This window comes from Alcanivorax sp. S6407, assembly GCF_023016115.1.
GTDB lineage: Bacteria > Pseudomonadota > Gammaproteobacteria > Pseudomonadales > Alcanivoracaceae > Alcanivorax.
Genome location: NZ_JALKBH010000008.1, coordinates 82490 through 96749, shown reverse-complemented (window position 1 = coordinate 96749; position 14260 = coordinate 82490). Strand labels below are relative to the sequence as shown.

At 55.8% G+C, this 14260-nt stretch carries 14 protein-coding genes; 5 read left to right on the top strand and 9 right to left on the bottom strand.

The window, feature by feature from the left end; translation table 11 throughout:
• The first annotated feature begins 2 nt into the window (after positions 1-2).
• The 4 genes from MWU49_RS15705 (at position 3) to MWU49_RS15690 (ending at position 4627) form a co-directional block, all read left to right on the top strand.
• The gene (locus MWU49_RS15705; RefSeq protein WP_246974145.1) at positions 3-701 is read left to right on the top strand and encodes a fimbria/pilus periplasmic chaperone; all 699 of its coding nucleotides are present in this window, start codon (positions 3-5) and stop codon (positions 699-701) included.
• A 3-nt stretch (positions 702-704) separates the two neighbouring features.
• A complete protein-coding gene (locus tag MWU49_RS15700) occupies positions 705-1637 on the top strand; it encodes a spore coat U domain-containing protein (protein ID WP_246974143.1) in 933 nt (310 codons plus the stop codon).
• Positions 1638-1796: 159 nt separating this feature from the next.
• Positions 1797-2588 (top strand): endo alpha-1,4 polygalactosaminidase, encoded by a 792-nt coding sequence (locus MWU49_RS15695; protein ID WP_246974141.1) that lies wholly within the window; start codon positions 1797-1799, stop codon positions 2586-2588.
• Between the two features lie 86 nt (positions 2589-2674).
• Positions 2675-4627, top strand: coding sequence for a monovalent cation:proton antiporter family protein (locus MWU49_RS15690; protein ID WP_246974139.1), 1953 nt, complete (start codon positions 2675-2677; stop codon positions 4625-4627).
• 543 nt (positions 4628-5170) lie between these two features.
• Here the strand turns inward: MWU49_RS15690 and MWU49_RS15685 are convergent.
• The 8 genes from MWU49_RS15685 to MWU49_RS15650 form a co-directional block, all read right to left on the bottom strand.
• Positions 5171-5596 carry a hypothetical protein gene (locus tag MWU49_RS15685; protein ID WP_246974135.1) on the bottom strand — a complete coding sequence of 142 codons (426 nt, stop codon included), beginning with the start codon at positions 5594-5596 and terminating at the stop codon, positions 5171-5173.
• 9 nt (positions 5597-5605) lie between these two features.
• Complete coding sequence (locus MWU49_RS15680) at positions 5606-6913, bottom strand: hypothetical protein (RefSeq protein ID WP_246974133.1); 1308 nt, start codon at positions 6911-6913, stop codon at positions 5606-5608.
• Positions 6914-7139: 226 nt separating this feature from the next.
• Entirely contained in the window at positions 7140-7559 is a 420-nt protein-coding gene (locus tag MWU49_RS15675; protein WP_246974131.1) for a hypothetical protein, read from the bottom strand.
• A gap of 10 nt (positions 7560-7569) precedes the next feature.
• On the bottom strand, positions 7570-8847 hold the full coding sequence (locus MWU49_RS15670; RefSeq protein ID WP_246974129.1) for a porin: 1278 nt from the start codon (positions 8845-8847) through the stop codon (positions 7570-7572).
• A 190-nt stretch (positions 8848-9037) separates the two neighbouring features.
• Complete coding sequence (locus MWU49_RS15665) at positions 9038-9457, bottom strand: hypothetical protein (RefSeq protein ID WP_246974125.1); 420 nt, start codon at positions 9455-9457, stop codon at positions 9038-9040.
• Between the two features lie 12 nt (positions 9458-9469).
• Complete coding sequence (locus tag MWU49_RS15660) at positions 9470-9883, bottom strand: hypothetical protein (protein ID WP_246974122.1); 414 nt, start codon at positions 9881-9883, stop codon at positions 9470-9472.
• Positions 9883-10776: a hypothetical protein gene (locus MWU49_RS15655; RefSeq protein WP_246974118.1), complete on the bottom strand. Its 894-nt coding sequence runs from the start codon at positions 10774-10776 to the stop codon at positions 9883-9885. The genes MWU49_RS15660 and MWU49_RS15655 overlap by 1 nt, the downstream gene beginning before the upstream one ends.
• A gap of 175 nt (positions 10777-10951) precedes the next feature.
• Positions 10952-11872 carry a glutathione S-transferase family protein gene (locus MWU49_RS15650; RefSeq protein WP_246974116.1) on the bottom strand — a complete coding sequence of 307 codons (921 nt, stop codon included), beginning with the start codon at positions 11870-11872 and terminating at the stop codon, positions 10952-10954.
• Between the two features lie 307 nt (positions 11873-12179).
• Between MWU49_RS15650 and MWU49_RS15645 the strand changes: the two genes are divergently transcribed.
• Positions 12180-13775 carry an AarF/UbiB family protein gene (locus tag MWU49_RS15645; RefSeq protein WP_246974114.1) on the top strand — a complete coding sequence of 532 codons (1596 nt, stop codon included), beginning with the start codon at positions 12180-12182 and terminating at the stop codon, positions 13773-13775.
• Between the two features lie 63 nt (positions 13776-13838).
• Here MWU49_RS15645 and MWU49_RS15640 read toward each other — a convergent pair whose 3' ends face one another.
• Positions 13839-14255 (bottom strand): hypothetical protein, encoded by a 417-nt coding sequence (locus tag MWU49_RS15640; RefSeq protein WP_246974112.1) that lies wholly within the window; start codon positions 14253-14255, stop codon positions 13839-13841.
• Positions 14256-14260: the final 5 nt, after the last annotated feature.

Here is a 14260-nt window from a genome sequence, read left to right as displayed (position 1 = left end):
CCATGATCTACCGTCTCAACAGACTACTCCTGTGCGCAATATTTACAGGCTGGAGTTCTGGCCTTTTTGCCGGACAGCTCACCGTCTCTCCCCTCACCATGAACATGACGGCCACCCAACCGAATGCCATTTATAAACTGGATAATGGCTCGGATATGGAGACCTTCTATCAACTCCAGCTGTTTGCGTGGGAAGTGATCGAAGGGAAGACGCAGCTACGTCGGCAGAATGATCTGGTCGTTACTCCACCGGTTACCCTGATACCCGGAAACACCGAACAAACAATACGCATCATTCGCCAACAGGAAACGGAATCAGACAAGGAAAAGAGCTACCGCCTGATCATCAGTGAGCTACCCGATACGGAAAAACCACAAGGAGCCAATGTAAGGGTATTGCTGCGCATGTCTTTACCTGTCTTTGTTGGTGGGGAGGACAAAGAACCTCAACTCACAGCCTACTTCAAGGATGGCACCCTTCGCATTCGTAACTCGGGATCCAGGCACGCCAAGATTTCTGATGCGTTCTGGTTTTCGGCAGATAAAGACACCCCTCATCCAATCCAGAAGGGGCTGATGGGCTACGCCTTGCCCGATAGTGAATTTCATATCCCGGCAAACAAGACCCCGCCCATAGGGGCCATCAAGTTTTTCTCAGCCACCATCAACGGTCAAAGTCAGACTATTCTTGTTGAGGGCTAACCAATGAGATTGCCGACGGGTTTATCAGCCACATTGTTAGTGTTCTCTATCAACGGGCATGCCGCTGTGACCTGCGGGTTGACGGGTAGCCCGGTGCTGGACTTTGGAACGCCGGATCCCTTCACCGGGGGCAACATCACGTCTAACGCCACACTGAACTGGTCATGTACCAAGGACTCCCCTGGGCAGCCATCGTTTACACTTTGCTTTTACGTCTCCCCTGACGCCAGTGGCAACATTGATCCTCGATACCTGCTAAACGGAGGAGCACAAACTCTGCCCTTCAACGTCTACAGTGACCCAACCTATACTTCGGTCATGCAGCCGACGGTCGATGGCTTTCCCGTTATCGTCAATATGCCAAACAAGGGCCCGAACACGGTCAGTGGCAGCATCACCCTTTATGGCAGTCTGCCCGGCCCACTACCCCCGGATATTCAAACCGGTCTGCACCAGACAACCATGATCAACTCTCAGGTACATATCGTGCCAGGCAGTTCAGCCAATGCCTGTAGCAGTACCAAAACCGCTCCGGACAACATCTATACCCTGACCGCCCAGATGAACGTCCCCAACCAATGTCAACTTACCGCGACCGACCTGGACTTTGGCACTCAGGCGACCCCGCTTGCCCAAACTGATAGCCAGTCCACCATCACCGTTCGCTGCACCAACAACACGCCCTTTACCGTTGGGTTAAACGGTGGCCTCACCGGCAACCGTGAAATGACCAATGGAACAGACCTGGTGAGCTATGAGCTTTATCAGGACCCTGCGCGCAATCAGTTATGGGACAACACAGGGAACCGTCAGAGCGGCACGGGGCTTGGCACAGGCAGCGCCATCCTGCTCAACGTTTTCGGCAGACTACCGGCAGACCCCCTTGCTGCACCGGGAACCTATACCGATACCGTCACTGTCGATGTCTCATTCTGAAATTTTCTCAACCGTACGATTAAGCTATAAAAAATGAGGTTTTTATCGCATCGATGTAACCACGAATTACAAAAATATCGCGATTCGCACACATTTTTTCGATAGCGCGGCTCCTAGTATCTGACGTGAATCCAAGATTTTTCACGGACAGGTACCGGCATGGAAATCCTGAAGTCCCTTGCCCTCATTTTCTGCGCACTACTGTTACCCGCTCATGGGTACACGGCTAACTGGTACCAACCGTCAGTGGAAACCAGCTGGCAGATCCAGTTGCAGGGCCCGCCTGACACTTCCTCTTCCGCCGACCTTTTTATCCTCGATCTGTTTGATACTCCGGTGAGTGTCATTGAGGATTTGCATGCCAGGGGGCGGCACGTGATCTGCTATTTTTCCGCCGGCACCGCAGAAAACTGGCGCGCGGATCATCACCGTTTTCATCCTGCTGAAAAAGGCCATGGATTGGCGAACTGGCCCGGGGAGCGTTGGCTGGATATCCGCTCGGCCAACGTTCGCGAGATCATGGCAGAGCGCATTCAGCTGGCAGCTCGCAAAGGCTGTGACGGGGTAGATCCGGATAATGTGGATGGCTACAGCAATCACTCAGGTTTCGTCCTTACCCAAAAGGATCAACTGGCGTTCAACCGTTATCTGGCCCGGGTTGCCCATCAACACGGCCTGGCCATCTCTCTCAAGAACAATGCGGAACTGGCCGGAGCACTGGTCGATGACATGGACTTCGCCGTGAATGAATCCTGTCACCAATGGCATGAATGTGAGCAGCTGAAAAGCTTTATCAAGGCGGGCAAACCGGTTTTCCACATCGATTACCTCTATGCCCATGACCATCAGGCCCGCGCCCCCTTCTGCCAACGTATGAACCGGCTGGCATTCAACACCCAGACCTTGCCTGTAGCCCTGGACAACAGTTATCGCCTGAGCTGCAATCCCTGATATCCATCACTCTAGCTGCAGCCAGAGCCCCCACAGCGAGGCTGAACTGATACACTGGAGCCATCGACTCAGGGACGATTCGCTCCATGCATGACGCCTTAACGCTCATTGTTGTCTTACTTGGCTCCGCAGTGGCTGCGGTGGTGCTGTTTCGCCGCCTTGGCATGCCCCCCATCCTTGCCTATCTGCTCTGTGGCCTGGCCGCCGGCCCCTTCGGCTTCGGCTGGATTACCGACCTGGAGGGCATTCAACACCTGGCCGAATTCGGTATTGTTTTTCTGCTGTTTACGCTTGGTCTGGAGTTCTCCATCCCCCGTCTGCTGACGCTGCGGCGGGTGGTATTTGGTGCCGGCCCACTGCAGGTAATTCTCACCGGGCTGGCCGTATTTGGGGTGATGCGGCTGCTGGGGTTTTCATCGCTGACCTCCGCCATTACCGGCTGCGCCCTGTCACTCTCGTCCACTGCCATCGTGATTCGCGAGCTGATCGGGCGAGGCGCGGTGAACACCGGTTACGGACGCTCGGCCACAGGCATCCTGCTATTTCAGGATCTGGCCGCAGTGTTGATGCTGGTACTGCTTCCCCTGTTCAGCCAGGAGGGCAATGACAACCTGCTTGGCATGACGGCGCTGACACTGGGCAAATCCCTGCTGTTGTTTGTCGGCATCTTTGTGGCCGGCAAATGGATATTGCCTCGCTTGCTGGAAGAAACCGGTCGCACTCGCTCTGACGAAGTCTTTGTGATGACAGCCCTGCTGCTGGCGCTGGTGGCCGCCTGGGTGACCCACTGGCTGGGCCTGTCCATGGCACTGGGCGCCTTCCTCGCCGGGATGATGCTGGGGGAGAGCCACTTCCGTCACCAGATTGAGGCTGACCTGCGCCCCTTCAGGGATCTGTTGCTCGGCCTGTTCTTTATCAGTGTGGGCATGCTGGTGGACCCGGATCTGTTCGCCGCCAAATGGCACTGGATCATTATTGCCGCGGTTTCCATCATGCTGTTCAAGGGACTGCTGATTATGCTGCTGCTGAAGGTACTGGGCGAACGTGCGGAAGTGAGCCTTCGCAGTGGAGTCATCTTGTCCCAGTGCGGCGAATTCGGCTTTGTGCTGGTGGCCCTGGCGGTATCCCATCAGGCCATGACGCCCGGCAAGGCGGGCCTGCTGGTGTCCATCACCGTGCTGACCATGGCAGTGACACCCGCGCTGATTCAAAACAGCGGCAGGCTCACCCGGATACTGCTGCGGCCATGGATCTCCATCCCGGAAGAGCCGCCTCTGTCCAGTGATATTCAGGGCCACGTCATACTCTGCGGCTATGGCCGTGTGGGCCAGAACCTGATGCGCTACCTTGCCAACTTCCACCACCAGGCCATCGCCGTGGACCTGGACATCGTGCGTTTGCAGGAAGCCAGCGCCGCTGGCGAGAAGATCATTTACGGTGACGCCAGCCGCAAGGATATTCTCGAACGGGCCGGCATCGACCGGGCACGCCTGTTGGTGGTCACCTTTGACAACTCCCGGCTGGCCGAGCGGATTATTCATACGGTGCGTGATATCAATCCGGATATTCGTGTGCTGGTGCGCACCCGCGACGAGACCCATCTGGAAACCCTCACCGAAGCTGGCGCGGCCGAGGTGGTGCCGGAAGTGCTGGAAGCCTCACTGATGCTGGTGGCCCATGCTCTGATGATGCTGGATGTACCCTTTGAACGGGTCCTCGCCACCCTGCGCAAGACCCGCCGTGAACGTTACCGCATGCTGCGCGGCTACTATCATGGCGACAGCTTCCCCACCGCAGACAGCGCCGGTAACCCCTACCGCCTGCTGCACGCCGTCACCCTCACCGGCAAGGCCCGCGCCATTGGCCAGAGCATCGCCGATTGCAGCCTCAAGGATGTGGAAATCCGCGAAATCAAACGGGACGGCCAGGGCGAGGAAAACCCTTCACCGGCCACACTGCTGCAAGAAGACGACACCCTGATTTTGTATGGTCCACTTGAGGCAGTGGAATCCGCCGAGAGCAAGTTGCTGGGAGGCTGACAGGATGCCTGATGCGCGAAGCGTGCGGCGTCTCTCTGTAGGAGCTTGCCTGCAAGCGATCCGAGCCTTGGCGAGGTAAGGATTCCAGAGGCGAGTATCGAGTACCGAGTTTCGAAGATCAAAAGACAACAACCAGGCAGCAAGTTTAAGGTCTTCCCTTTCGAAACTCGCTTCTCGTAACTCGAGACTTATTACCTCTCCAAGGCTCGGATCGCCTGCAGGCACGTTATTCGCAGCGCCAACTCTTTCGGGGCCGCCTTGAAAGACGTTCCTTCGCTTCGCTCGGTGAGATGCGAACCGAGCGATCGAGGCGATCGAAGGGAGATCATTATTTGGAGACCTGCCGGGCTCGGAAAATCCTGATCGCCCTGCGGACGATTCCTTGCTTCGCACGGTTCGGAAGTTATTCGCTACGCTCACCCTGCGGACCGCACTGCGTACGTTACTTCGCTACGCTACGCTCCTGCAGCGGCTTCGTAGAAAAGCAGAAAACCCGGGAACTTTTCCCGGGTTTTCTGTCGGATCAAGCGTAGCTCGCAGCTTTCAGTCAAGTGTTCGCAGCACCTTCAGCTTGTCGCCCACCTGATTGGCAGGCAGATAACCAACCATTTCGGGGTTATTGTCCAACATCACCTGCATGGCACGATTACCAGATACCATTCGCGGCGGAGCACCGCGACCGGTAAAGATCATCCTCGCCCAGTAACCTTTCATCTGGGCCGGGGTCTTGCCCACCGCTTTCTGGTAGAAATCCTCACGCACTTTGGCACCTTCTGGTAAATCCAGCGCTCTCACACTAATGCCATCAACACGTCCAGAACCCTCCAGATAAAGCTGCCGCAGTTGACTTTCACTGAGACCGGTCACGGGAGAATCCATACTCACTACCACAACAACCTCGGCAAACACCTGCATAGGCAGGGCAAAGATCAGGGCTGCCATCCATTTCAACATTGAATTATTCATCATGGCCTCCCCTCAAAAGACCGCATCAACTGAAATGCGATAGACAACCGGGTTCTCATCCTCAATTTCACCAGCAAGGGTACTCGGACTGAACATGCCGTTGGTATTGGCCCCTACGCTATCAAACTTTTCGTTGCTCATATCGTAGAAACGCTTTGCTTCCAGCTTGACGTCAATGCCAGAGGCCAGATCGTGACGCACTCCGAGAGTCCAGCTTTTGCCGCGCACCATGTTGCTCAGAGCCAGTCCACTTGTGAGCGGATTACCATCGTTCAATGCATCAGCGGCCCCATGGGTATTGGCTGCGCCCCAGGTCACATGGGGGGTCCATTTGCCGATTCGATAACCGGTGCTGACATAGCCACCCCAGCGATTTGGATACCAGGCATCAATATCCAGATCTGCACGCTCTGCCATCATGAAAAAACTGCCGTTGTCGTACTGAAAGCCGACACTCCGACCAATCGCCACCGCCTCATCAATTGAGGCTGAGGCAAACCCGGGTGGCGGAAGCCCAAGCATCGCGAAGGCAAGATCAAGCGAAGACAAATCCGCGCTCAGACGGGCATGGTTGTAACTGAACCAGGTCATCAGGTCGCCCCAGCGGGAACGCAGGTTGATCCCGCCGTAATCGCGCCCCTCATAAATCACGGGCACACCAAAGGTATTATCCGGCACATCCAGGCTGCCATACACCGCGCTCAGATCATGGGAAATGCTTCCTGTATTGAACTTCAAGGTCAGATCCATCCCGTCAATCGTATCGAACGGAACGATATCGTAAACCTCCCCCGGTAATTCCACCCAGTGGTAGGCATATCCTACGTTGAGATACTGGGAGTGCATGGAGTTGGGCAGCATCAAGCGCCCGCCCCTCCAGTTCAGCCCTTCCAGAAGTTCATAGTCGATAAAGGCCCACTGCACTTCCGCATCATAATTATCTCGTCCACGCCCCAGCAGTTGCACCACCGCAGACGTCTTGTCATTGATTTCGGCGTTGATCTGCAGTCCCACCCGAGAGATGTCACGGTGAGATATCTCATCAGTGACCCGGTTTCGGAAGGTGTACGGTTGGCCCGCCTGGAAGTTTACTGGCGGAGCACCACCCTGATCCTGGTGAACATCATGCCGGGTTATCCCATAGGAGAGATACCCATTGATCGAGATCTGATCGGTCCAGTTGGTTTGAGGCTCGAGATTGCCCTGCTCAAGTTGGGCAATTCGCTTTTCTATTTCATTCAGGGACGGGGGATCTTCAGCATAGAGGGCACTTGAGCCCGCCAGCAGGGCGCCCCAAAACATCGAGCGATATAATTGCATCTGTCTTCGCCTTTTTATTCGGTTTATTCAGCGTATGGTTAAAATGCTGCCTACCAAGTGACGTGGTGCAGCACGGATTCAGACTTCAATTAAACGGTTCCCGGTGTGCTAACAACAAGTCTTCTTGCTGTAAAAGCGACATACAATCTTTTCTGCTGCATAAACGGGAAACCGCCGATTTTTTACCCACTGACGACCTCAATTCTTTACCATTCTTACGATGTAATCAGGGCAATCTGTAGATCACCTTCAAGCCACTGGAGACCTGATTTCCAGGCAAGTAGCCGATAAAATCAGGATTATTCTCCAGCATAATCTGCATCTCATGGACACCCGATACGCTACGCGGCGGCGCACCGCGGCCGGTGAAGATCATCCGTGCCCAGTAGCTCTTCATACCTGCCGGTGTCTTGCCAAGTGCTTGCTTGTAGAACTGCTCACGGACTCGATTTTCCTCGGACAAATCCAGTGCAGTGACACGCTGACCATCCACCTGTCCCGCCCCTTCCAGGTACACCTGGCGAAGACGACTTTCACTGATGGTGCTGATCGGTGAATCGTTGCTGACCACCACTACCACCTCCGCCAGCACCTGCAAGGGCAGCAGGACCAGCATGGAGACCACTAACGTTTTCAACGCTTTCATGTAGACCTCCTCAGAACACTGCGTCCACAGACAGCCGATACACGGTCGGGTCATCAGTATCGATTTCGCCGGCACTGACACTGGACGTGAACATGCCATTGAGGTTGGCACCCTCCTGCCGATAACTGCTGGTGCTCATATCGTAGAAGGTCTGCGCTTCCAGTTTGACATCCACCCCCGGGGCCAGATCGTAACGCAGCCCGTAAGTCCAGCTCTTGCTGCGCACCATGCTCTGCTGCGCCAGGAAAACCTTGGCTGGATCACCCTCCTCCAGCACTTCTCCCAGCCCGGTGGAGTTGGTCGCCCCCCAGGTCAGGTGGGGCATCCACTTGCCGAACCGGTAACCGGTACTCACATAGCCACCCCAACGATCCGGAATCCAGTTATCGGAATCATAGTAGGAACGCTCGGCCATCAGCATGAAGCTGCCATTGTCATAGCCCAGACCAATGCTGCCAGAAGCCAACACTTCTTTATCCAGCGAAGCAGAAGGCAACCCCAGGGAAGCAAAGTCGGCGGTAAAGGTGGACTCGGTATAACTCAACCAGCTGTTCAGCGAACCCCAGGAAGAACGCAGGTTGGCACCCATATAGTTGCGCAACTCGTAATCCACGGTCACCGGCGGATCACCATCCTCCAGATCCACACCGCCATAGAAGGCACTGAGCTCATGGGACAGCGGCCCGGTGTTGACGCTCCAGGTAAGGTCCATGCCATCAAAGGTATCGAAAGGCACCGTGCCATACACTTCAGAGGGCAAGGCGGCCCAATGGTAGGCATAACCCACATTCAGATACTGGGAGTGCATGAAGGTGGGCAACACCAGCCGACCACCACGCCAGTGCAATCCCGGCAGCAGTTCATAGTCCACGAACGCCCACTGCACCTCGGCATCGTAGTTATCGATGGCCTGGCCCAGAATCTGCACCACCGCACTGGTTCTGTCGTTTACCTTGACGTCGAACTGCAGCCCGACGCGAGACAACTCACGATGGGACACCTCATCACTGAGGGTATCCAGATAATAGAAAGGCTTTCCTTGTTCAGGATTGGGAAAAATGCCCGCGCCCTGCTTCTCATGCACGTTGTGCCGGGTCAGACCGTAAGTCACAAAACCATTGATGGAAACCCGGTCAGTCCAGTTATCTGAGGGAGAGGTGCTGGTGGCGTCCTGCTCCAGTCGGTACAGGCGCTCTTCCAGATCGTTCAGGGAAGCGGCATCGCTGGCAAAGGCGCCACCGGAAGCCACCCATACTGCTCCCCAAAGCAGTCCACGGGGTAATCTCATTTTGTCCTCGTAATATTCTTGTACTTCGCAAGTGATAGCGGCCACCAAGCCACCAAAAAAATCGATATTCACATTGTTGTGCATGGTGGCAAACCGCCACCACATGGCCAAAGAGTAACAAAAGCAGGCATCAAAAAGCCGCCGGACGGAAACCGTCCGGCGGCTTGAAAGTACCACTCAATCAACCCTCTCAGGGCAAGCGGTAAAGTACCTTGAGACCACTGGAAACCTGATCCCCTGGCAGGTAGCCAATCAGCTCAGGATTGTTTTCCAGCATTACCTGCATGGCACGATTACCAGACACCATACGCGGCGGAGCACCACGGCCGGTGAAGATCATCCGCGCCCAGTAACTTTTCATCTGGGCCGGGGTCTTGCCTACGGCTTCCTGATAAAATTCCTTGCGGGCACGATTGTCTTCCGGCAAATCCAGAGCTTTCACACTGGTACCACCGATACGACCAGAACCTTCCAGATACAGCTGGCGCAACTGGCTTTCACTGAGACTGGAAATGGGAGAATCTTTTCCTACGACGACCACTACCTCTGCCATCACCTGCAACGGCAGGAGAATGATAAGAGCGGCCAGACATTGCTTGAATAATTTCATCATGGCCTCCTCTTAAAATACGGCATCGACAGCGATGCGATATACCATGGGATTCTCGTCCTCGAGAGCCCCCGCCGTCACGCTGGAACTGAACATGCCGTTCACGTTGCTGCCAGTGCGCTCGTACTTGGAATCACTCATGTCGTAGAAACGCTGAGCCTCGACCTTCAGGTCGATACCGGAGGCCAGTTCATAACGCACCCCCCAAGTCCAGCTCTTGCCGCGAATCATATTGCTTTGTGCCAGCTGGTCATCAGCAAAGTCGGCAGGCGTCTTGTTATCCAGCACTGCGGAAATATCACTGGAGTTAGTGGCGCCCCAGGTCACATGAGGCATCCACTTGCCGAACCGATAACCGGTGCTCACATAGCCGCCCCAGCGATAGGGGAACCAGGCCTTGGGATCCAGATCGGAACGTTCACCCATCAGCATGAACTTGCCGTTGTCGTAGGTGAAACCAACGCTGGTACCGGAGATGCTGGCACATCAATAGATGCAGCAGCAAATGTTGGAGGCAGACCCAGTGCAGCATCAACAGGAGACAGGTCTGCGGTCAGCTTGGCGTGGCTGTAGCTCAGATAGGTACTCAGATCACCCCAGCGGGAACGCAGATTGATACCGCCATAGTCGCGCCCCTGATAAGTGATGGTCGCAGGCAGGGTATTATCCGGCACATCCAGACTGCCATAGAAAGCACTGAGATCATGGGACAGGGAGCCGGTGTTGAAGCTCCAGGTCACATCCATACCGTCCATGGTGTCGAACGGCACGATGTCATACACCTCACTGGGCAACGCAGCCCAATGGTAGGCATAACCTACGTTGTAATACTGCGAGTGCATGGAGTTGGGCAGCAACAGTCGCCCACCCCGCCAACGCACAGAAGGATGCAGCTTGTATTCAACATAGGCCCACTGGATTTCGGCATCGTAGTTGTCTCTGCCGCGGGCCAGCATCTGCACAACCACCTTGGTCTTGTCGTTGACATCGGCATTGAACTGGATACCCGCACGGGACAATTCCCGGTGGGAGACCTCATCGGTCACGCGCTCGAGGTAATTGAATCGGCTGCCTGCATCTGGATTGAGTGCCCCGCCCTGCTTCTGGTGCACGTCATGGCGAGTCAGCCCGTAGGTAATAAAACCGTTCACAGTGACGCGGTCGGTCCAGTCGGCGGAGGATGCATTATAGTCATGCCCCTGTGCCTCCAGCCTGGATAACCGCTGCTCCAGGTCCTCCAGCGAGGCCGCATCGGCGGCATGCACTGCCCCCGACGCTGCCAGAGCCAGAGCTCCGAGCAACTTCAATCGTGATTCCATGATTTCCCCTGTCTTTTTGTTATCAATGCCCGACATCTTTTTTTGTTATTGATGCCGAGCCCTCATTTAAACCCTTGTTTTGTGCTGGCAGCCAGTTATCAACTGTGCGGCAAACCACAAAACCGATAAACGCTCTTTTCTGAGTGACAGAATGATGTCAGCCAATGGCCGTTTACTATGCTGACTGCACCGCAAATCCCGCTTCCGGGAAATGCACATGTACCGTTGAACCGCCCGCATTGGCCAGAGCCAGTACGATGCGGTTGTCACCCTGAAAGACCAACTCGCCTTTGGAGGGAACCTGGCCATAGTCTGTAGGCGCCACCTGCACCGTCTTGCCCAACAAAGCAGGGGTCAAGGTGGACTCGGGCAAAGCCAGCGGGGCACTTTGCCGGGCCTTGTCCAGCGCGGCTTCCTGGCTCAGGGGCGCGCTTTCGCCATGACCAAACGCCTTGATGCGATCCATCCAGGCCAGCACGGCCGGAAAATCCTTTAGTGTTTTTGACTCTGCCACTTCCCGCAGGAACCACAACGCGTGATAGGCACTGAAATCCGCGATGCAGGGCTTGTCGCCGAAAAGCCAATCCTTGCCTTGCAAGCGGGCTTCCATATCGGCCAGATGCTCACGGGTTTTCGCCCGGGCTTCCTTGAGGCTCATACGCGGAACATTGGAAGTGCGACCGATATGGATACGGTCCTTGAAGAAACGTAGTAGCTGCCCGAAAGGCATAGCCCGGAACAGCTTGATGTTCACGCGCAATCCCACCGAGGACATCATCACGGCCATGAACAGGGTGAGGTCGGTTTCTGCCACGAAAGCGCGAACCTCGTCATCCACCCCTTCCAGCGCCAACTCGGGCTTACCGGCAAGGCGGGCTATTTCCCGGGTGATCGTGCGGGTATCGCAGAACACATCCGCTCCGATCTGGGCCACCGGAATCTTCCGATACCCCCCTGCCAGTGGAGCCAGCATGGGCCGCGGCGGCATTTCATCCGTGGTCACCGACTGCCAGGACAGACCGGTATAGCCCAGCATGGCTCGCACCTTTTCGGAAAAGGGAGAAAGCGCATAGTGATGAAGGATCAAATCAGACATGTTCTGCCTCTATTCAAAAGAGGCTTCAGACTGCGACCAGTCAGTCACATCGTCAATGTCAGAAAACACTCGGAAATGATCCTTTCGTACAATTTTGAGGGAATTTTCCGCACACTTTGTTACTGCTTCACTGTGCACTCACCCATAGCTTTATTGACCTCCTAAAGTTGCATAAAGCCATTTTTGGCGTCTCCTGCCCCTCCACCGTCTACCGAACCAAAAGTGAACACCTGTGCATTTTGTCTTGCGTGCCGACTTTAAGCCAGCTACATTGTGAACACTTATTCACCAACAAGGGTGCGTGAGCATGAGCGACCACGACACAAAACACATTCAGGACTCCAGCGCTGCCTGGCAGCCACTGACCGACTTTGCTGATCAGCGTCAGCAGGACAGCGGGCTCAAGGCCTGGCTGGCGGTGATCAATGGCTGTATCAAGGCCATTGAATCTGCCGCCTGGCAGGGCCGAGACCTGGCCGACCAGGCGTTCCGCGCCTGCCAGGCCATCGGTCGCGGCGCCAATGCCGTGAACGAGGAGATGCAACAGCTGGCTGACGAGGCACGGCGCTGGCCCGCCCGCCTCAAGCGCCTGAGCGTAACCGGCTGGATGCTGACCAAGATCCTCACCAGCTACCGCCTGTGGAACACCCGCTCGGCGTTTTTGCCCGCCAGTATGCGCGACAAGGCCCTGATGGCCCTGCATGAACGCAATGCCCAGCGCTTCCTGGAAACCTCTCAAAAGCAGGGTGGCGCCTTTTTGAAAATCGGCCAGTTGCTCTCCAGCCGTCCCGACTTGTTGCCACAACCCTGGGTCGATGCTCTCGCCATTCTTCAGGATCAGGTCAGCCCGATTGCCTTTGAAGAGGTTCGCACCGTGATCGAGGAAGACTTCGGCAAACCACTGGAGGAATTATTTGCCGAATTCAATCCGCACCCCCTGGCGGCAGCCAGTATTGGCCAGGTTCATCAGGCACGGCTCGCAGACGGCACCGAGGTGGCGGTAAAGATTCAGCGGCCGGGACTGGATGAACTGGTGGAACTGGACATGGCTATTCTCAAAGTCTTTGTGGATGCCGTGAAAAGCGCCCTGCCGCCCATTGATACCGATACGATTGTTCGCGAAATTCAGCGCACCGTCCGGGAAGAGCTGGACTATGAGCGCGAAGCACGCATTCTCGACAGCATCGGCAACCAACTGAACAACGTGGAAGGGGTCACGACACCGGCACTGGTGTCTTCGCTGAGCACCCGCCGGGTGTTGACCACCGCCTTCATCAAGGGTCGCAAGCTGACCGTGGTGCTCGATGAACTGGCACAGCACAACCCTGCCGCCCTAAATCTGGTTCTGCACCGCCTGCTGGATGCCTGGTTCAGCCAGGTGCTGCACGGCGGTCATTTCCATGCTGATCCACACCCGGGAAATATCATGGTGTCAGATCAGGGTGAGCTGGTGCTGCTGGATTTCGGTTGCAGCCAGGCCATCAGCCGTGAAGCCCGCCACGGTTACTTCCGGGTGCTGCAGGCCTGTGTGGTTGATGAGCCCACCGTGATTGCCGAGACACTGGAAAAACTGGGTTTCCGCACTCGCAGCGGCCGATCCGACACCTTGCTGGCGTTCGTTTCAGCCATTCTCGACCAGGTCCGCGAAGCTATTATCAACCCGGATCAGCAAGACGGCTGGCCTTCCTCTGAAGCGGTGATGCAGCAACTGGCCGACCTGCTCGGCCAGCTGGAACAGGACCCGGTGGAAAGCATGCCTGATGACTTCATCATGCTGGCCCGAGTCTTCGGCACCCTGGGCGGCTTGTTCCTGCATTACCAGCCCGACATCGACATCGCCAACCTGATGCTGGGTTACCTGACCAAACCCATCGATGGCCACTCACAACAGGTCGCGGCCTGAGATTTGATCTGAGGTTGCGGTAAAAAAATGGCCAGCGTCGGCTGGCCATTTCTGTTCATTACCTCAAGGTAATCGCAAAAGCACTTTCAATCCTGGCTGCAAGTCCCGCTCTTCCAGGTAACCCAACATTCCCGGGTTTGCCTTCAACGTGCTGACCATTTCCTGCGCACTCCCCACCTGCCTGGGCGGAGTTCCCCTGCCGGTAAAGATCATCCGTGCCCAGTAGGATTTGAGCTGGGATTCACTCTTGTCAGCCACGCGACGATAGAACGACTTTCGCGAGGTACTACCCTCAGGCATGTCCAGTAACAGAACCGCGGAACCACCTGCACTGCGTGTATTCCCCATATAAAGTTGCCTAACACTGCTTTCACTCAGTGACGCAAGTTCCGAATTGGATGCAGCCACCACCAGCATCTGCGCATCCACCAGAACCGGACATATCAGGGAGAGCAGCATTACAATCATTTTATTTTTCATGACAA